Genomic DNA, 17,415 nt, shown 5'->3' with positions numbered 1-17,415 from the left:
ACAGGAGCAGGCCGTGATCTACTCCCCGTTCGGGATCTTCCTTCTTCTCGTGTTCGTAGCAGCGGTCGTCATCCCCGGGGTGATAGCCGTCGCGCTTATTCGGCTCTTTCGAAGCTGACGCCTCCGGCGGGGGACTCCGCTCCGGGATGATCGAGACTGCCGAACGCAGAGTCATAGTTGGCTGAGGTAGAAGCCGGATCTTCCCGCCTGCCACGTCCCAGGCAAGCCCAACATCTCGACTCCTCCGGATCAAGGCCGCCTGTGACCGTTGGCATCCAATGACCGAGGAACGTCACCGGCTGATGTACACGCGAAGACGGCCTTGCCCCTCCGTCCCCGAGCTGTTGCCCCTCCGGGGCAGACCAAAGAGGCAGACGGGAAGATCCGGCAGGGGAGGTGCATGTCCGTGGTGAGACCTCCACCATGGAGCCATGGGACAGAACAACACCTCACCTGCCGCCGCCGAAGCGGTCGCGACCCGCGAAGATCTTGCCCGCTACGTTGAGGCCCTTCATGCGGAACTGATCAGCGGGGCGGTCTGGGAGAACGATCGCCTGGACCGTTTCCTGGGAGCGCTGGCGAGCTGGATCAAATCTTCCCCTGGCTACTACACGAACACGGGCCGCCCTGCGCCCGATGACGCCTCCTGGTCGTTCTTCGCCAACGCACTGGGGGCAGCAACGATCTACGAGTAGGCGTGCCCGTTACGTGCCCGTCAGAAGAGTGACCAAAGGGGACTCACGGAGAATGACGGGTACTCGAAGTGCTTCCCCGCAGGTCAGCGTTTCCCCAGCTCAGCGGCCAGGTGCGATAGAGACTTCCCAAGCTGACAGTGCGGGTCCGATTCCCGTCGCCCGCTATCTCGGCCTGCAGGTAGTCACGCCCCGAACACCGGCTCACTGAACCACCGCACCTTGCGGCAGCGCGCCTGACCATCTTGCGTGACCGGCTGGCCATCGACATCCTCGATGAGAATGCTGCCGACCTGTCGGGTGGGCACCCGGCCCATTTGCCGCCGCGCGTTACCTAGACATACCGAACCTGTCCCCACCTGACTAAGTCCTACCAGCCGACGGGGCACTATGTGGAGTCCGGTCTGATGAGACAAACGGCGAGGGTGTCCCAGTCCTCTTCCCCGTAGTCCGACCAGTCCGCGCTGCCCGCGTAACGGGCCCAGTCCGCCTTGCTGATCTCCGCGCCGGTGTGACCGAGGCAAGCCGCATACTCCAGGTTGGCGACGACTTCGGAGAGATCCTTGAGATTCCACAGGGAAACCCCGCCGGGGCCGGCGGTCAGGGCGATGCCGCCATCGGCGCTGAGAGCCACGGAATTGATCTCCTGCGAGTATCCCTTCAACGCGGCTATCCGGGCCGGCCTGGACGGGGCGGAGAGGTCCCAGAGGATCGCGGAATCACTCGGTCCGGCGAGCAGGGCGGTCTTCCCTTCGAAGGTCAAGGCCATGTCATACATGTCAGCAAGGGGCACATCAAACACAGCCGCGTTAACCGGACGCGACCGGTCATCGAGATTCCAGACCCCAACCTGACGTGCGTTCCCAACGAGGACGACGCGCCCGTCCGTGCTCATCGCCGCCGCTACGGACTTCGCGGGCAGGGCCAGGTCGGCCGGCTTGACCGGAGGTGAGGGGGCCGTGAGGTCCCAGAGCGTCACCGTTCCCTTGTTTTCCACGGTGACGGCGATCGCACCGTCCGCGCTGAGTCCGAGGTCACGAATGGATGAGGCGTGCGCTGTCATCGACAGGCGCGCTGGGCGAGACCGGTCGGTCAGATCCCACGCGGTCACGTCGCCGTCGGATCCGGCGATCATCGCCGTACGGCCGTCGCGCGACAGTGCCACCGCCTCCACGCTGTTGGCGTACTCAGCGTCCCTCTTGTTCACCACCGCGGCCATCCGGATCGGCTTGGCCGGATCGGTGAGATCCCACACGATCGTGGTGCCGTCGTCGTCACCGGTCAGCACGGTCCGCCCGTCGAAGGACAGCGCCACCGCGCCCACGTTCTCCTTGTGGCCTTTCAACGCGGCGACCCGATCGGATGGTTTTTCGACGATCTTGGGGTCGAGCCAGGTCGTGAGGTCCCATACGCTCACCTCGTCGCCGTGACCGGTCAGGGCGATCCGTCCGTCGCCGCTTAGCGCCACCTCGCTGGAGGCCTCCAGCGTGAATTCACTGCTGTGCTCCCTGGCCAGCGTGTCGATCAGCCCTGCCCGGGTCTGCCCGTCGGAATGGATCTTGACTGCGGCCAGGCCGAGGTTTCGAGCCGTGCTGTGGTCGGCGTCACGTAGTTCCGCGGCGTGGAGCGCGAGCCCATGAGCCAGTGCGACGCGCTCCTGAGCCGACACCCTGTCGTGCTCACGCTTCCACGCGAGTCCCGCGACGACCAGGCAGACGGCTAGGCACGCGGCAAGCACGATCGCGGACGTTCTCCAGCGGACGTTGCCGCGCGGATCCGCTTGCCGGGCTCCTGGTAGGTCATTCACTTGGGTCTCCAAACCGTCCGCTGGAAGATGGCGGCGACTTTCCGGCTTATGATCCCTCACATGATCAGCTTTGCCCACCATTTGTAAGCAGGCGATCCGGCGAGCCTTTCGGGAGCCCCCTGGGAGCCACCCGAATGGATGATCACGAACTGAGCCGGACGGATCTGAACGGCCGGATCCTCAGCAACCAGCGCGGCGAACGGATCTGAACGATCCTGGAGATTGTTTGGGAACCTACGGATAAGAAGGGCAGGCCGTGCCACTCGCGTGCCAGTAAGGCCGGGGAACAAGGGGGAATCACGGGGACTCACGGACAGGGCAACGCTGCCCCTGACCTTGAGAGCAGCAGCTCAGAGGGTCGCGTACCGAGATCTTGTAAACTGTAGATCAGGCATTCGATCTCCCTATCTCTGTGCACCTATGGCATTTCGCTGGCCGGGGCTCTCGGAGTCGGAGACAGCTCATCTTTGGGCTATTAACCAGGGTGATGAGGGGTCAACTACGGGCACTCATGGCTGGCCCGAGGTTGTCGTTGACCAGGGACTCCGGTGCCCAAAGTCCGTGATCATTGCGATTTCCAAGCTTTGGGGTTCAGCAAATACTGGAGGAATTGACTCGTATTTTTCAGCACGGCGGGGTCATGCTGTGGCGCGGGCCATATCTGAAGGTAGTAGCCATCTATGGACCAGCTCTCCATATCCCCTTGGGTGTGATACCGCAAGCGGTATGGTCCGGGACCGGCAGGCAACGGAGGAAGGCTGTGCGCCTTTTCATCGTCCCAATCTGTCTGCCATCCCGCCAGGAGGAGCTCGCCCGACGTGGACTCGAAACTGATCTCCACGATGTCTTCGTAGCCGTCAAAGTGGGCACCCGGATCCCGATCGGCGACAGCCACCGTGAAGGGCACCTCCCCCCACTGAGCGGCGATATTCAGGCAGGCGATGCCTTTACCTTCCACTTCGATGAGCCCAATGGAGTGAGTCGGGGAGTCATCTAACCCAGCGCCGGCCTCGTAGTCCTCCCGATCCAGGAGATAGACCGCACTGCAGTCCTCCACCTCCACCTCCATCTGCTTGGTGTGCACGACAGGGGTCTCATCTCTGCTCATGGGCGGGAAGCGTAGAGTCCGTCAGCGACAATTTCGGCTATCAGGGCAGCGCCACCGGGCTGCCCGCGAGTGATGGATCTCGAGCGGCTTCAGTGCCAGATCCGTGCCAGAACAGGCGGGGAACCACGGTCACTCACGGGGAATCACGGGGACTCGACCCGCCCTGACCTGCGCCCGCTTTTCCCAGCTCAGCGCGCCAAGGGCAGTAGCCGGTTCCCAAGCTGACAGCGCAGGCTAGATTCCCGTCACCCGTTTCAACCGAGAAAAACTAGGTCAGGGACATGATCTCGATCTGGCTGATCTCTTTGGGCTCGTTGCCGATCTTCCGTGTAACCGACGTGCGATCAGATGGATCAACCGTTCCGGCGAGCCAACTGCCGCACGAGGCGCGAGACCGCCCATGCCTGGAACCAGCCCGCGCCCATGAGGAGCAGGATGAGCACGATCGGATTCGTCAACTCGATCGGCAGCAGGTCCCATGCCTGCCAGATCAACCAGCCGAGGGGGAACGTGAGGTACATGAGCGCTACCCCGGACAGCAGGATCGGGTCCTGGACTGTCAGCAGGACCACGATCGAAAAGATACCTAGGGCCAGTATGAGGCCGGAGTAGGCGAGAGCAAGGCATCCGACGGGTCCGACCCTGTGGGGCTTTGTCATTCTTGCTCCATGTTTTGACCTGAACAAGAGCGCCGAGTTTACTCACGGTCTTAACCTGTTTGTCTTCTCGATCATGCGACTGCTCGGCGATATGCCGGTCAATCGCACCGGTGCGTGCCCGTTCCTACGGCGATCAGCTGGACCTCACGGTCACCCGGCCCGCCCCGAACCCCTGTTTTACCAGCTCAGGACGGCAAGATCAGTAGATCATTCCCAAGCTGACAGTGCCTTGGCTATACAGCCGCAAATACCGCCAAGAGGGCGAACGGCGCCGGAACTCAGTGAACGTCCACGGACGCCGTGCCCGCAGGCCAGAGCCTCAGACCCCGATCGAACCGACTTCTTTTAATCCGCGGTTTCGGGATGGTCACCTTCCCTCTGCCAGCCGCTGCCGAGCTGACTCCCATGGCCGCATTTCGCGGGCTTCGTCGGCGTCTTCCTCATACCAGCCCGTTTCCGAGAGCCAGGTCTCCAGCCAACCGGTCAGGCTCTCTGAGTCGACGTACCAAGCATGGTGCCAGTCGCCGCTGATCCCGTTCGGTTCGAAGAGCAGTACGACGCCTTGGGGACTACGGCAGTCCACGGCGGCGTACATGCCGCACCCCCAGTCCAGGATGGGCAGCACGTCCGCCGGCCAGTGGGCGTCACTGCTGGATTCCGAGGTCTCCCGTTCCTCGCAGTAGTCGTTCACGGCGGTACGTCCTTCTCCCACGAGCGGGAGAAGCTGGTAGTCGGGGCCGAAGCCTCCGTTGGCCACCTCGAGGTAGAGCCGCGCGAGCACAGGAGGAAGCCGGAAGCCCAGGATGCGTTCCGCCTGTGCCACTTCCTCCGCCGTCGCGGGGAGAGGCAGGTGCTCGGTGGTCGCGCTCGCCTTCGCGGATATTTGCCGAAGGAGATCATCGGTGTCTGTCACGACGGTGATCCTGTCATCTGCTCACGACAGATCTTCACCGACGGACAGCCGTCATGGATTGCATCCCTGGTTGCGATCCAGGGGCGTGCAGAGCCGTCCAGGATGGACCATGCATGTCCTCTGACCCGCATTGAACCGTCTGGAACAGTCCAGGGGCGATCTTTTAGTCCGTAGGTTCAGGGTTCGAGAACCGATCGGGACGGGCATGACCAGAGCTGTTAATGCGGTTTGGGTAGGTGCCGCCTGGCGCCGCGGTAGGTGGAGCGGCAGGGAAGCAGGTTCAGGGGACGAGGTCCTTGGCCAGGACGACGCTGTCGTAGTTGGTGACGTCCCACTTCCATGTCCCGATCGACGTGTAGCCGTGACGTTCGTACCAAGCGATGAGGTCGGCCGCCTGTGAGGAGGTGTCGATCACCGCCTTCGAGGCGCCCAGCGCGGCGATGCGACTCTCGGCCAGGGTCAGGAGACGATGTCCTAACCCGGTTCCTCGCTGGGCAGGGTCCACCGCGAGCTGCCAGAACGACCCGGCGTCGGAGGGAGCCGGGTAGCCAGGTGGGGTGTCGTACGTCCCTGCCACCGTGACACTACCGATGATCGTTCCCTGCTCCAGGGCGATCCAGCACTCCCCTTTGTCCAGACGGCGCCGTGTGTCCTCAGGGGTTTGGTAAGAGGCGAAGAAGACGAGTCCGGCGGCTGCGTGATCCGCGTACGCGCGGTGCAGGAACGTGGTGAGCCCCTCCACGGAGTCGCCGTCGGTGAAGCGCCGCATGATGATCGATTCCACGGGACCATGGTGTCCTGCGGATCCTCCCAGAGATCATCCGGGTAAGGCGGCTTCGGCGGACAACCGTTACATCGGCAAGAGAGAAGGACCCCGGTACCGCCCGGGATCCTTGCCGCCCCTGTCGCAGGCTGTGCCGTCGGGCGATGTCAGTCGTAGCGGTTGAAGAGCTCCTGGAGGTAGTCCTCCAACCGGGAGGTGAGCAGCGTGGAGGTCAGATCAGTACGTCCAAGCTCGCGCCAGGGGCCGGCGACTTTTTCGGCATCCGGCGCGAAGGGATGATCACCATTGGTCCAGGCGAGAGCGTCCTGAACGATGGCGCCCCGCGATGCTGACGCGGTCTGGGCAGGCGTACCGGCGTCGTGCCGTCAGGAGGAAATACGGGGACCGGCAGGTAGCGGAAGATCGCCGCTGAGCTGAAGCGCCGCAGGTGACGGGGGCTGACGCTGAGATCATCCGGACTGGTGGTCAGCTCCGGTCTCTTGTCCGCGCGGCACGCTTGCTTCGAATGAATTCTGTGGTCATCCATATGACGAACACCGCCACGATGGACACCGACCAGCCTCCGATGAAAGCTGCGGGGTGAGCGTCCTGTTTGATCACGATGTGGAGCACGCCAAGACCCACACCCATGGCCGCCCACCCTCGCACAAGTTCAGACGTGATGAACCGTCTCAAGAGATGTGGCGCTTTCTCATCGCTGATGGCCGCACTCTTCTCTCGAAGTGGATGCTCGCTCCACGATGATCTTATAGTTGCCGATCCGGCTCAAGAGGGGTGACGGCTCTCTGGCCAGAGCCTTCTAGTCATTTCGGGATGATCTTCGGTGGGCGAGGCCTGAAGAGAGGTTCCCGCCCTGTTCGGAACGTAGTGCCCTGGAAAACCGCCGGGGGCTTTGCGGCTCCTCGTGGGTTCGGATCCCACGTTCTCCGCTCACTCGCAAAACAGCAGCTGACCAGGGATTTCCCCCCGGTGGAGCGCCGTTGACCGGTTGGGGGTGCGCAGCCGTACGCCACCCTGAGCCCTTCTCGGTCGGTGGTCGCGGAGCCGGCCCGGCGCGTCAGCGGCTCTCGGCGGCCACGCGCAGGCCCAGGGCGACGAGGACCGTGCCGCTGACCGCGTCCAGCCGGCGCCGGATCACCGGGCGGCGGAACCACGCGCCCGCCCGCCCGACCGCGGCCGCCAGCGCCAGATACAGGACGATCTCGATGGCCACCTGGAGCACGGCGAGCAGCGCGGTCGTGGCGAACAGCGGCCGGTCGGCCGGCACGAACTGCGGATAGAACGCGATCATGAAGGCGGCGATCTTCGGGTTGGCCAGCATCACCACCGCTCCCTCGCCGAACGCCCTCCACCAGGTCGGCGCCGAGCCGGGCCGCGGTTCCTCGACCGCGCTCTCCTCGGCCGCTCCGCCTGTTTCGCGGCTGCGCCACGCTGAGCGCCAGGCCTTGATCCCGAGGTACAGCAGGAAGCCCGCGCCCACCACGCGCAGGACGAGGAAGGCCACCTCCGAGGCGGCCACCAGGGCGGCGAGCCCGGCGGCGGCGAGCAACGCCCACAGGTACAGGCCGGCCTCCAGGCCCAGCACCGTGGGCACCGCGCCGGAGAAGCCGCGCAGGGCCGCGCGGCGCAGGATCAGCGCCATCGCCGGGCCCGGCGAGGCGGAGATCAGCACCACGGCGAGGACGAAGGCGGGCAGAGAGGAGACGAGGTCCATGAGGTTCATCATGGTTATCGCATGCTGTCTGTTCAACGCGGTTCGGGTTGCGTCCGCGGAGGTGGTGTACGAGCATCCGATGCCGGGAGTGAGCCCGGACCTGTCATCGGGATCAGGGGGAGCGGGTGCCGGCGAGTAGCCGTTCGCAGGCGTCGAGCAGGCGTTGCCGCTGTGGCCGCGCCCGTTCGGCGAATCCCCGTTGCTCGGCGGCGTACTCAGCCCGCCCCTCGGGTGTCTCGATCCGAATCGCCCGGTAGCCGAGTGAGCTCAGGTCGTACGGGCTGGCCCGCATGTCCACGGCGCGGATGTCACGGGCCAGCATGAAGCAGTCGGCGACCAGCTCGCTGCTCACCAGTGGTGACAGCTTGTATGCCCATTTGTACAGGTCCATGTTGGCGTGCAGGCAGCCCGGCTGCTCCAGCTCCTGCTGCCGCTGCCGCGTCGGCTGCAGTGCGTTGAGCGGGCGCGCCTCAGGGGTGAAGAAGCGGAACGCGTCAAAATGACCGCACCGCACGCCTCGCTGCTCCACGACCTCTGCGATCTCGTCCCCGCTGAGCCGCAGTGGCCAGGCGCCATGCCGTACTTCCGCGGCCTTGTAGACCATCGCCCACTCGTGCAGGCCGAAGCAGCCGAGATATGCCGGCCGTGCCGCCGTGGCGGCCAGCAGCCGCGCGGTCCATTCGACGGCGGGCCCGCGCCTGTCCATCATCGCCGCGGTGTCGAGCGTGGCTCCCTCGGGGGTGTCGAGGTAGCCGCTGCCGAAGTCGCGTGCCCCCTTCAGCACCACCCCGGTGCCCGGATGCCACTGCCGCAGCCGCGCCGGCCGGTGCCCGTAGTAGGTGAACAGGAAGTCCTCGATGGGATGGGTCTCACCGCGCGCCCTGCGCGCCAGGTGCGGCGCCGTCCATGCCTCGACCCGTTGCCGGTGAGCCTCCGTCCGGGCCCGCCACACCTCCGGCTCCAAAACTTCCATCGCTGAATGGTATGCGCGGGCCGGTGGTGTCCGGCAGGCCGGCGATCGCCTTCCGCAGGCGGGCCGCGCGCCCGGCCGGGGTCCTGGCCTTCAGCAGCGGCAGGATCACCAGGTAGCGGCCGGTCTTGCCGAGCGCCTCGAAGCCGGCGGCGGCCGCCGGATGGGCCGCCAGCGCCTCGGCCAGGTCGGGCGGGACGGCGGCGTCGCGCTGGGCGGTGTAAGCCGCCTCCCAGCGGCCGTCCGCCTGGGCGGCGGCGACCTGCGCCAGGCCGGGCGGCCGCATGCGCCCCGCGGCGGTCAGTGCCGCCACGCTCTCGACGTTCACCCGCGACCATGGGCTGCCCTTGCGGCGCCGTGAGTAGCGTTGCAGGAAGCTGTGCTCGTCGTAGGACTTGCGCCGGCTGTCGATCCAGCCGTAGCACAGCGCGATCTCCAGCGCCTGCCCGATCGTGACCAAGGGGGCCGCCGACCCCTTCTTGGCGATCTTCAGCCAGACGCCGCCCTCGTTCCCATGGTGCTCGGCCAGCCACGACTCCCACCGGGCGGCGTCCTCGAAGTGCATCATCGGCCCAGGATCTCCAGGTAGTGCCGGTTGTACATGATGCCCAGCACGTTGCCGAACGGGTCGGCCACGGACGCGGTGACGAAACCGGGGCCGTACTCGGTGAGCGGCGTGTACGGCGTGGCCCCCATGGACAGCAGCCGGTCCAGGGTGGCCCGCACGTCGTCGACATGCCAGTGGATGACCGCGCCCCCGGGGGCGGCGGGCGCGCCCGGCGGGGCGTAACGCCGGTCGATGAGGCCGAGTTCGGCCTGGTAGTCGCCGATCCTGAACTCGTAGTAGGCGGCCGGCTGCCCGTTGCCCGGGCGCTCGAAGTACGGCTCGGCACCCAGCAGTTCGACGTACCACTTCTTGGCCGCCTCCAGGTCGTCGGCCCAGAAGCTGACGGTGGCCAGTCCTCGCAACATGTGGTGCTCCCTTCGCCGCCGGAGATCCGGCCGCTGCCGTCCCGGTTGATGTCTCCGACTTTAGGAGGGCAATAGGTCAGTGAACGTCCTATTAGTGCGGCAGGATGAAACTCATGCGTGATCCATCCGGCCGGCTGCTGCAACTGCTGTCCTTGCTCCAGACTCCGCGTGAGTGGCCGGGCGTCGAGCTCGCCGACCGGCTCGGCGTCACCCCTCGCACCATCCGCCGGGACGTCGACCGGCTGCGTGAACTCGGCTACCCGGTCCACGCCACCCAGGGCAACGTCGGCGGCTACCGGCTGACCGCCGGGGCGGCCATGCCGCCGCTGCTGTTCGACGACGACGAGGCGATCGCCATCGCCATCGGCCTGCGCACCGCCGCCACCGCCGCCGTCACCGGCATCGAGGAGACCTCGCTACGCGCCCTGGCCAAGCTGGAACAGGTCCTCCCCGTACGGCTGCGCCACCGGGTGACGGCACTGTCGGACGCGGCCGTCGTCCTGCCGCCACGGGACGGCCCGGCCGCCGACGCCGACACCCTGGCCGCGTTCGCCGCCGCCTGCGCGACCCACGAAAAGGTCCGCTTCGCCTACACCAAGGCGCACGGCGAGATGACACGGCGGCTGGTGGAGCCGCGTCAGCTGGTGGCCTCGGGCCACCTCTGGTATCTGGTGGCCTACGACGAGGACCGGGCGGCGTGGCGCTCCTTCCGCGTGGACCGGATCAGCGAGGTACACCGCACCGGCGTCCGCGTTCCCGTCCGCGAGCTTCCCGGTGGGGTCGACACCAAGACCTGGGTGACCCAGGCGATGCCGCCCCGTGACGTCCGGGCCCGGTTGCTGCTGCATGTGCCCATCGAACAGGCCGCCGAGATCGTCCCCGCTTGGCAGGGGACCCTGGAACCGGTCGACCAGCGCTCCTGCCGGCTGCACACCCACCCCGACTCCCCGCAGTACCTGGCCTACCGCATCACGCTCCTGACCGTCGACTACACCCTCCTCGACCCTCCGGAGCTGGCCGGGCACCTCCGCGCGATCGCCGGACGGGCGGGACGCGCCATCCGCGCGTTCACCGACACGAGCCAGGCGTGAGGCCTCGCTTCCGGCGACCATGGAGAGCCGGTCAGGGCGGGGCCCGGTCGCCACGGCGGTGCGGGCCGTACGGCATGAACATCCAGGGCGCCGCGGCTACCGGCGGAACGGCTCCGCGGGTCCCTGCCCCCTTGCCCGGCTCGCGGTGATTCCCGGAGCGGCGGGCCGGATCGGAGCCGCACATGGTCAGGCTGAATCAGTGTGATATCAAGGTCACCGCTACCGCCGCGGAGCTGAGTGGAAGCGCGATCATCAGAAAGTCGACGGAAATCCGTATCAGGCGATATTTCCGCCAGGCTATATCACTGAGTTGGACAAGCAGTTTGGCCTGCTTCAGATCCGCCCCCAGATCCGTGGCCAACTCATCCGGGCTCATGAGATATTTTCGCCAATGCCCGAAGTAATGGCGGCTGGAAAGGTCCTGGCTCATCTGCGGGCGGAGGACCAGGAGCAGGAGCTCCACCACCACCGTGACCCCGGCCAGTGCGGCTATGGCCAACCATCGGGCGGCGCCCTGCACGGGGGCGGCGACGGCTCCCGCCGCGGCGGCGGAGAACGCGGTGAACCCGATCCCCGTTATCGTCAGCAGGGCCGTCGCCTTGATGTCCGCCCGCGCGATTTCCTGCCGTGTCAGTTCCAGGGAGCTTGAGAGGTCGTTCCGGCCTGTGCCGGTCATGTCGCCGCGCTCTGTGGCTGTCATGTTCTCCAGTGGAACCCCTTTATGGGAAACCGTGGCCGTGGTCAGTCGCAACGATATTGACGCGTGACCTCGGTGAGTGGTTCCCAGGCCGGCCGGAGGACGTCAGGGCAGCGGGTCGATCCTGACGTGCTGGTCGTACTGGACGAGCTCTCCGCCACGGTCTGTCAAAATGGGCCATTTGGTGCTCCGGGCACACCAGATGACGTGTCCCGCGGTGATGTCCCGTGATCCGTCGAGAATCTCCGCGATCTCTCCGACCTTTCCGTGGGTGAAATCGTCGATCTTCACGCCGGGTGTCGTGACGAGCTCGAACAACTCCACCTGCGTGGATATCGGGGAGATGGACAGGACGGCTGCCAGACCGGTCGCCGGAATGCATATCCCGCCGCCGCGGTAAAGGCACATGGCGGCGATGCTCCGCGAATATTCGGTCTTCGCCACCGCGATGTCGATCAGGGCGCTGACGTCGAGCACCCGGCCGGGAAGCATGATTCAGGACCTCCGGACCCGGCGGCTGCCGATCTGGCCCCATTCCGCCTCGGAGAGCGGGTCGACTCCGAGAGCGCCGGCCGCCAGGTCGAGGTCTTCACGGTGCAGGCTCCAGCGGTGCATCAAGGTGATGACGTGGGGTTTGTTGCCGATCTCTCGTTGGACGGCGGCGTGGACCACATCGGCGATCCTGCTGCCCGTCGATCGCGCCTTACGAGAAAGCGCCTCAAAATCTGCTTTATCCAGCTCTATGGTGATGGAGGTGTCGGGGGTGGGGGCGCTGATTCCCTCCAGTCCCTCTCTGGGCTGGAGATGTGCCAGCCACAGGGGGACGGGAGCCGGCTCCTGCATGGCGGCATCCTGATCAGTCGATTCCGGTGCGTCCGGACCTGCGCCGTCTCGCCAGGCCGGCAGGGAGTGGGCCATACCTCCGACAGTAGCCGTGAATTCCGGAGCGGGCAGTACCTTTCCATGACTTTGGTGATCAATCAATATGCCGGCGGGAGACGGCAGAAGATTGAGCGATCACATAAGAATCGCCGGACGCCTTTCCGTTCCGGCTCCGTTCCCGGCTCTTTCTCCAGCTCTTTCCGGGTCCGGGTGGATCATGCCGGCGGAGGGGCGGGGGCGGAGACAGACGGATCGGGAACCACCGGGGCGGAGTCGGACGGCACGGAAGCGGACGGATCGGGAACGGCCGGATCGGGAACCGTCGGGACAGAAGTGGGCGGCACGGGAACGGACGGGTCGGAAGCGGGCGGGGTGGCGGCGACGGTGCCGCAGGTCCCCGCGGCCTGTCGTAGCCGGGCCAGCTGGTCGACGCCCTGGGCCCGGTACTCCTGCAGTTCTTCCGGCGGCGGTACATACCGCCACGAGCCGCCCTCGTAGCGGAAGACGAAGTCGGCCGTGTCGCCGGATCGGGTCGCCTGGACCCGGGCGTCGTCGCCGGTGATCGTGACGGTGGTGACGGCGAACCGGACGTCCGGCACGGGCTGCGGGCACAGCTGGAACAGCCTGACGTACTCCTCGCGCGCGACCGCCGTCTGTGCCTGTGCGCTCCACAGGTCCCAGAAGTCTCCGTAGGATCCGCCGGAATAGGCGTCGAGCCCCACCTGGGCGGCTTGGCGGACCGTGGTCTCCGAACGCTCGGAGTCCGGGGCCACGGAAGGGCTCTTCGACGAGGCGGCCGGGTCGAGCACCGTCATCACGGACAGGGCCGCCCCGATGAGCAGGCCGATGGCCATGATCACGATTACGGCCAGCCCTCGGCCCGTCTCGCCTTTCGGCGGCCGGCCGTACGGCGGCGGATAGCCCACGCGAGGCCTCCGGGGGCTGGCGGGAACGGATGAACGTGATCGTAATGCCCGCCACCTACGGCTGGCCACGGTGATCGTCGGCCGTCCGGTCCCGGACAGGCAGGCGGGTGGCGGACGGCCGCGGGGCGCCGGCGTGACGCTCGCCAACGGCGCCGACAACATCTCGGTCTACACGCCGATGTTCCGCACGATCGGCCCGGCGGCCGGCCTCGTCACGATCGTGGTGTTCGCCCTGCTGGTCGCGGTCTGGTGCGCGGCGGCCTCCTGGCTCGGGTCGCACAAGAAGATCATCGGCTTGGTCGAGCGCGCAGGGAGGTGGCTCGTCCCGGTGGTGTTCATGGTGATCGGCGCGGTCATCATGGCGGAGTCGGCCTTTAGGTAAAGATGGGCGATTCGCCCGAATTTACGACACCCCAAATGGGGATTTACTTCGCATGCGTGAACATTTTAGGTTCTACCGGCACCGGTGGTTCAAAGTGTGGATCGCCATGGCGGCACTGTCAGCCGCGCTCATCGCCATGACAGAGGCGGTCGGCAACCGCGCGGTCATGCCCGCGGCCTTCTTCTACGGAGCGGCGGCCGGTCCGGTCGGGCTCCTGGTCGCCATCCACGATCGGACCAGGATCGGCGCCAGCGTCCCAGGTGTCACGTTGATGGGGATGTTCCTGTTCGGCGGGGGCGTCGCCCTTCTGCTCGGTGGATACTTCGACGCCCTGCTCATCCCCGACAAGCACGGCCCCTCGATCCTGCAGGTCGGATGGATCGAGGAATCGGCCAAATGCGTCCCCCTTCTCCTGATCGCGCTCACCGGCCGCTACCTGACCAAGGCCGCCGGTGTGGCGCTGGGACTGTCCTGCGCGACCGGGTTCGCGGTCATGGAATCGATGTCCTACGCCTGGAAGAGCGTCGACGACACAGGCGCCGTCAACGCGGGCATGGTGCTGTTCATGCGCGGCCTCGCCACCCCGTTCAGCCATCTCGTCTGGACCGGCCTGATCTGCGCGGTCGCCTTCGGCGTCTGGCAGGCCAGGGGACGGATCGTGATCACCTTCTCCGTCGTCGGCGCCTTCGCGATGGCGGCCGTACTGCACTCGCTCAACGACGGCCTGCTGACCCTCGACATCCCCGGCCCCGCCCGCCTGCTCTTCCTCGTCGTCGCGGCGGAGAGCTACTGGCTGTTCCACCGGGCCACCCGCGACCTGACCACGGCGCCGGTCCTGGACCCGGCGCCGTCCCCTGCCTGACCTCCCACGCGAACGCCGTATCTGGCGGGAGGGCGGCGGCCGTACGGACGGGAGGGCGGCGCGGCCGTACGGGCGGGGGGAGAAGGCCGTCCGTACGGGGGCGGGGAGAGGTCCCGGACTACTCGTAGGGCTCGTCCGGGGTGTCGACCTTCATGAGATCCGTGCCGGAAAGCTGCGGATAGACGACCCCGTTGGGCATCTTGCCGAACGTCTGCGGGATCCAGGTGCCGGTGACCTCGACCCAGGTGTCCGGCGGCGGCGCCTGGATCCCCTTGACCGCGACCTTCAGCGGGAACGCGTCCGCGGCGCAGCAGGCGATCTGCATGCGGGTGACGTACCACTGACCCTTCTTCTTCGACGGGACGACGAAGCCCGTCAGCCTGACCGCGCGGCCGGTGAGGGACCTGCTGTCGTCGTCCCAGGCCCGGCCGATGAACTCGCCGATCGGCATGTCCACCGGTCCGTCGCCGCTCAGCGGGGTGAAGGCGGTGAGGGCCTGGCTGCGCGGCGGCGGCGTCTCGGACCGGGCCGCGGCGAACGAGCCCAGGGCGGGCGGGGCGATCATGAAGATCGCGAACACCGGCAGGCACATCAGCCAGGCCACCCGGGGACCCCCATGCGCGTGGTCGTGCCCGTGCCCCTGGTCCCGTGAGTGCCGCGCGCGCTCCCGGCCCTGGCCGTGCTCCGGTGAGCGGTCGTGTCCCTCGGCACCGGGGGAGCCCTTCCCCGGCCGCCATGCCTGGATCAGGCCGGCGACGCCGAGGATCATCAGCACCGCCCCGGCGCCGATCAGGAACGGCCGGAAACCGGGCTTCACATAGTTCAGATAGGTCGTGGAGAACGCCGAGATCCGGAGCACGGCGCAGCCGAGCATGATCAGGACCAGGTTCTGGGTCACGCGGTTCACAGCAGCAGCCATCCGAAGAGGGTGCTCACCAGCACGGCGAGCACGAAGGTCAGCGGGACGAACCTGAGCGCGAACGCCCTGCCGAACGTGCCGGCCTGCAGCGCGATGAGCTTCAGGTCCACCATCGGCCCGACCACCAGGAAGGCCAGCTTCGCGGTCGGGGAGAACGCGGTCATCGAGGCCGCCACGAACGCGTCGGCCTCCGAGCAGATCGACAGCAGCACCGCCAGCAGGGCCATGACCACGACGGCCAGCCACGGGACCTCGGCCAGCGCGGCCAGCCACTCGCGGGGGACCATGACGTTGAGCGTGGCGGCGGCCAGGCCGCCGACGATGAGGAACCCGCCCGCGTGCAGCAGGTCATGCCGCATCGCCTCGCCGAACCGCGCCCACTTCGGCCCGTCCCCGTGCGGGCGGGAGGGGATCGGCAGCCACTCGCTCCGGCCGAACCGCAGCCAGAGCCAGCCGACCAGGACCGCCACCGCCAGCGACGCCCCGAACCTGGACACGACCATCAGCGGCTGCCCGGGGAAGGCGACGGCGGTCGCGACCAGCACGATCGGGTTGATCGCGGGGGAGGCGAGCAGGAAGGCCAGCGCCGCGGCCGGCGGCACCCCCCGGGCCATCAGGCCGGACGCGACCGGGACGGACGCGCACTCGCAGCCGGGCAGCACCGCGCCGGCCATCCCCGCGACGGGTACGGCGGCGGCCGGATGCCTGGGCAGCGCTCTGGTCCAGAACGACGCCGGGACGAAGGCCGTGATCGCGGCGGACAGGGCCACGCCGAAGACCAGGAACGGCAGAGCCTGCACGCAGATCGCCACGAAGATCGTTGCCCAGGTCTGGAGTGCCGGGGCCGTCAGATGCGGCGCGAGGGTGAACCGTCCCACGACCAGCAGGACGACGACGAGCGCGAATCCCCACGGCAGCGTGTGTTTCGGCCCGGTGCCGCGTCCCCAGGAGTCCGGGGGGACGGTCCCGTCCTCATCGGCCCAGGGGTTCCGTGGATCGGTTCGAAGCTCGGACATGCCCCATATCGTGGCAGATTCGTGTGATGTTCCACGTGGAACATCACAGCTGGGACAGCAGCCACCTGGGGCCGGTGACCATGGCACCCAGAGCTGTGACCCGCTCGCGCAGACCCCGGTCGGCGGTGACGACCAGGACGCGCTCGCCGGGCGGGACATCCCGTACGGCCTGCACGATGGCGTCGTCGCCGATCCCGGGGGCGGCGACGACGGAGACGCCGGGGAGCGGCGAGACGTCGCGGGCGGCCCCCTCGACGACCATGACGAAACGGGGGAACCACCGGTCCAGGTCCGGGATCTCGCCGGGTATGTCGCGCAGGCCGCCGGTGGCGAGGGCGCTCACCTCGGCGACCAGTTTGGCGGCGGCTCCGGCGCGGTCCCTCCACCAGCCGTGCTCGGATCGGGCGCCGACGATGTTGGCGACGTCGAGGACGACCACCAGAGGGCTGAGCGCCCGGCTGATCGCGGGCCAGGTCTCGGCGAAGCCGGGGTGCAGGTTCTTGGCGGCGATCTGTTCGGGAGTGAGCCAGCGCAGGTCGGCGCTCTCGCTGTTGGCCGGGGCCGCGTCCAGCAGGTCGGCGGCCTCGGCGATCACGGTCGAGAAGGACCAGCCGCCGTGGTCGTCGAGGTAGACGCCCTGGACCCGGAGGCCCTCGCCGGTCAGGGCCGCCTCCTCTGCGGCCTCGCGGAGCGCGCCGGTGATGGGGTCCTCGTGGCTGTCGAGCGCACCGCCGGGCAGACCCCAGGTGCCGCCGTGGTGGCTCCACACGGCACGCTCCTGCATCAGGACGTGGGGCGTTCCGGCGGTGTCGTGGTGGACGGCGAGCAGGCCGGACGCGCCGTGCACGCCCCAGTGCCGATGTCCGCGCTCACAGTGAGCCCATCCGTCGCCGTCCTTGGCCGCCATGGATCAATGATGCACCACGAGGCACCGGCTCCTCAGGGGCGGTCCGTACCGCTAAAAATTTATATATCGGGATTTCCTGCCGCCCCTCGCTCCGCGTGGACCCCGGCCGGCGGT

General features: G+C 67.4%; 20 protein-coding genes. 4 read left to right on the top strand and 16 right to left on the bottom strand.

Translation table 11 applies throughout. The features are described 5' to 3' along the window. The first annotated feature begins 431 nt into the window (after positions 1 to 431). On the top strand, positions 432 to 695 hold the full coding sequence (locus BM085_RS39770) for a DUF7660 family protein (protein WP_093891926.1): 264 nt from the start codon (positions 432 to 434) through the stop codon (positions 693 to 695). 385 nt (positions 696 to 1,080) lie between these two features. Here the strand turns inward: BM085_RS39770 and BM085_RS39765 are convergent, their stop codons facing one another. The 9 genes from BM085_RS39765 to BM085_RS39725 all read right to left on the bottom strand — a co-directional run bounded on the left by BM085_RS39765 (position 1,081) and on the right by BM085_RS39725 (position 9,619). After that, a complete protein-coding gene (locus BM085_RS39765) occupies positions 1,081 to 2,499 on the bottom strand; it encodes a WD40 repeat domain-containing protein (RefSeq protein ID WP_177245505.1) in 1,419 nt (472 codons plus the stop codon). Positions 2,500 to 3,064: 565 nt separating this feature from the next. Beyond that, entirely contained in the window at positions 3,065 to 3,583 is a 519-nt protein-coding gene (locus BM085_RS39760) for a hypothetical protein (protein ID WP_093891924.1), read from the bottom strand. A gap of 377 nt (positions 3,584 to 3,960) precedes the next feature. Further along, positions 3,961 to 4,266 (bottom strand): SCO4225 family membrane protein, encoded by a 306-nt coding sequence (locus tag BM085_RS39755; RefSeq protein WP_093891923.1) that lies wholly within the window; start codon positions 4,264 to 4,266, stop codon positions 3,961 to 3,963. A 367-nt stretch (positions 4,267 to 4,633) separates the two neighbouring features. Next, a complete protein-coding gene (locus tag BM085_RS39750) occupies positions 4,634 to 5,179 on the bottom strand; it encodes an SMI1/KNR4 family protein (RefSeq protein ID WP_093891922.1) in 546 nt (181 codons plus the stop codon). 280 nt (positions 5,180 to 5,459) lie between these two features. Continuing rightward, a complete protein-coding gene (locus tag BM085_RS39745) occupies positions 5,460 to 5,963 on the bottom strand; it encodes a GNAT family N-acetyltransferase (protein WP_093891921.1) in 504 nt (167 codons plus the stop codon). Positions 5,964 to 7,020: 1,057 nt separating this feature from the next. Next, positions 7,021 to 7,677, bottom strand: coding sequence for a LysE family translocator (locus BM085_RS39740; protein ID WP_093891920.1), 657 nt, complete (start codon positions 7,675 to 7,677; stop codon positions 7,021 to 7,023). Positions 7,678 to 7,789: 112 nt separating this feature from the next. Next, on the bottom strand, positions 7,790 to 8,650 hold the full coding sequence (locus BM085_RS39735) for a 3-methyladenine DNA glycosylase (protein WP_093891919.1): 861 nt from the start codon (positions 8,648 to 8,650) through the stop codon (positions 7,790 to 7,792). Further along, positions 8,547 to 9,215 (bottom strand): YdeI/OmpD-associated family protein, encoded by a 669-nt coding sequence (locus BM085_RS39730; RefSeq protein ID WP_093891918.1) that lies wholly within the window; start codon positions 9,213 to 9,215, stop codon positions 8,547 to 8,549. Before BM085_RS39730 ends, BM085_RS39735 begins: the two co-directional genes overlap by 104 nt. After that, on the bottom strand, positions 9,212 to 9,619 hold the full coding sequence (locus BM085_RS39725; protein WP_093891917.1) for a VOC family protein: 408 nt from the start codon (positions 9,617 to 9,619) through the stop codon (positions 9,212 to 9,214). The genes BM085_RS39730 and BM085_RS39725 overlap by 4 nt, the downstream gene beginning before the upstream one ends. Positions 9,620 to 9,732: 113 nt before the next feature. Here BM085_RS39725 and BM085_RS39720 point away from each other — a divergent pair, with 113 nt between their 5' ends. Next, the gene (locus BM085_RS39720) at positions 9,733 to 10,710 is read left to right on the top strand and encodes a helix-turn-helix transcriptional regulator (RefSeq protein ID WP_093891916.1); all 978 of its coding nucleotides are present in this window, start codon (positions 9,733 to 9,735) and stop codon (positions 10,708 to 10,710) included. 196 nt (positions 10,711 to 10,906) lie between these two features. Here BM085_RS39720 and BM085_RS39715 read toward each other — a convergent pair whose 3' ends face one another. The 4 genes from BM085_RS39715 to BM085_RS39705 form a co-directional block, all read right to left on the bottom strand. Beyond that, positions 10,907 to 11,410, bottom strand: coding sequence for a Pycsar system effector family protein (locus tag BM085_RS39715; protein WP_093891915.1), 504 nt, complete (start codon positions 11,408 to 11,410; stop codon positions 10,907 to 10,909). 102 nt (positions 11,411 to 11,512) lie between these two features. Next, positions 11,513 to 11,899 carry a hypothetical protein gene (locus tag BM085_RS39710; protein ID WP_093891914.1) on the bottom strand — a complete coding sequence of 129 codons (387 nt, stop codon included), beginning with the start codon at positions 11,897 to 11,899 and terminating at the stop codon, positions 11,513 to 11,515. Between the two features lie 3 nt (positions 11,900 to 11,902). Continuing rightward, positions 11,903 to 12,325: a hypothetical protein gene (locus BM085_RS43945; protein WP_143121289.1), complete on the bottom strand. Its 423-nt coding sequence runs from the start codon at positions 12,323 to 12,325 to the stop codon at positions 11,903 to 11,905. Between the two features lie 179 nt (positions 12,326 to 12,504). Beyond that, positions 12,505 to 13,215, bottom strand: coding sequence for a hypothetical protein (locus tag BM085_RS39705; RefSeq protein WP_093891913.1), 711 nt, complete (start codon positions 13,213 to 13,215; stop codon positions 12,505 to 12,507). Positions 13,216 to 13,348: 133 nt separating this feature from the next. On the opposite strand from BM085_RS39705, the gene BM085_RS39700 reads away from it, so the two are divergent. Both BM085_RS39700 and BM085_RS39695 read left to right on the top strand, forming a co-directional pair. Continuing rightward, positions 13,349 to 13,597 carry a cadmium resistance transporter gene (locus BM085_RS39700; RefSeq protein WP_245789970.1) on the top strand — a complete coding sequence of 83 codons (249 nt, stop codon included), beginning with the start codon at positions 13,349 to 13,351 and terminating at the stop codon, positions 13,595 to 13,597. Between the two features lie 52 nt (positions 13,598 to 13,649). After that, positions 13,650 to 14,459: a PrsW family glutamic-type intramembrane protease gene (locus BM085_RS39695; RefSeq protein ID WP_093891912.1), complete on the top strand. Its 810-nt coding sequence runs from the start codon at positions 13,650 to 13,652 to the stop codon at positions 14,457 to 14,459. A gap of 118 nt (positions 14,460 to 14,577) precedes the next feature. Here the strand turns inward: BM085_RS39695 and BM085_RS39690 are convergent, their stop codons facing one another. From BM085_RS39690 to BM085_RS39680, 3 genes are read right to left on the bottom strand one after another with little or no spacing between them, the layout of a single operon-like run. Next, positions 14,578 to 15,378, bottom strand: a complete 801-nt coding sequence (locus tag BM085_RS39690) for a TIGR03943 family putative permease subunit (protein ID WP_093891911.1) — start codon at positions 15,376 to 15,378, stop codon at positions 14,578 to 14,580. Further along, on the bottom strand, positions 15,363 to 16,394 hold the full coding sequence (locus BM085_RS39685) for a permease (RefSeq protein WP_093891910.1): 1,032 nt from the start codon (positions 16,392 to 16,394) through the stop codon (positions 15,363 to 15,365). The genes BM085_RS39690 and BM085_RS39685 overlap by 16 nt, the downstream gene beginning before the upstream one ends. A 43-nt stretch (positions 16,395 to 16,437) precedes the next feature. Further along, a complete protein-coding gene (locus tag BM085_RS39680) occupies positions 16,438 to 17,301 on the bottom strand; it encodes an NUDIX hydrolase (RefSeq protein WP_093891909.1) in 864 nt (287 codons plus the stop codon). Positions 17,302 to 17,415: the final 114 nt, after the last annotated feature.

This window comes from Streptosporangium canum (assembly GCF_900113865.1).
Classification (GTDB): domain Bacteria; phylum Actinomycetota; class Actinomycetes; order Streptosporangiales; family Streptosporangiaceae; genus Streptosporangium; species Streptosporangium canum.
The sequence above is the reverse complement of the archived record's forward strand: the minus strand, read 5'-3'. Positions and strand labels throughout refer to the sequence as shown.

Excerpts from the sequence above, each read along its gene's own strand:
- BM085_RS39770 (WP_093891926.1), top strand. The coding sequence starts at position 432 with ATGGGACAGAACAACACCTCACCTGCCGCCGCCGAAGCGGTCGCGACC.
- BM085_RS39755 (WP_093891923.1), bottom strand. The coding sequence starts at position 4,266 with ATGACAAAGCCCCACAGGGTCGGACCCGTCGGATGCCTTGCTCTCGCC.
- BM085_RS39740 (WP_093891920.1), bottom strand. The coding sequence starts at position 7,677 with ATGGACCTCGTCTCCTCTCTGCCCGCCTTCGTCCTCGCCGTGGTGCTG.
- BM085_RS39735 (WP_093891919.1), bottom strand. The coding sequence starts at position 8,650 with ATGGAAGTTTTGGAGCCGGAGGTGTGGCGGGCCCGGACGGAGGCTCAC.
- BM085_RS39730 (WP_093891918.1), bottom strand. The coding sequence starts at position 9,215 with ATGATGCACTTCGAGGACGCCGCCCGGTGGGAGTCGTGGCTGGCCGAG.
- BM085_RS39725 (WP_093891917.1), bottom strand. The coding sequence starts at position 9,619 with ATGTTGCGAGGACTGGCCACCGTCAGCTTCTGGGCCGACGACCTGGAG.
- BM085_RS39720 (WP_093891916.1), top strand. The coding sequence starts at position 9,733 with ATGCGTGATCCATCCGGCCGGCTGCTGCAACTGCTGTCCTTGCTCCAG.
- BM085_RS39715 (WP_093891915.1), bottom strand. The coding sequence starts at position 11,410 with ATGACAGCCACAGAGCGCGGCGACATGACCGGCACAGGCCGGAACGAC.
- BM085_RS39710 (WP_093891914.1), bottom strand. The coding sequence starts at position 11,899 with ATGCTTCCCGGCCGGGTGCTCGACGTCAGCGCCCTGATCGACATCGCG.
- BM085_RS43945 (WP_143121289.1), bottom strand. The coding sequence starts at position 12,325 with ATGGCCCACTCCCTGCCGGCCTGGCGAGACGGCGCAGGTCCGGACGCA.
- BM085_RS39695 (WP_093891912.1), top strand. The coding sequence starts at position 13,650 with ATGCGTGAACATTTTAGGTTCTACCGGCACCGGTGGTTCAAAGTGTGG.
- BM085_RS39690 (WP_093891911.1), bottom strand. The coding sequence starts at position 15,378 with ATGGCTGCTGCTGTGAACCGCGTGACCCAGAACCTGGTCCTGATCATG.
- BM085_RS39685 (WP_093891910.1), bottom strand. The coding sequence starts at position 16,394 with ATGTCCGAGCTTCGAACCGATCCACGGAACCCCTGGGCCGATGAGGAC.
- BM085_RS39680 (WP_093891909.1), bottom strand. The coding sequence starts at position 17,301 with ATGGCGGCCAAGGACGGCGACGGATGGGCTCACTGTGAGCGCGGACAT.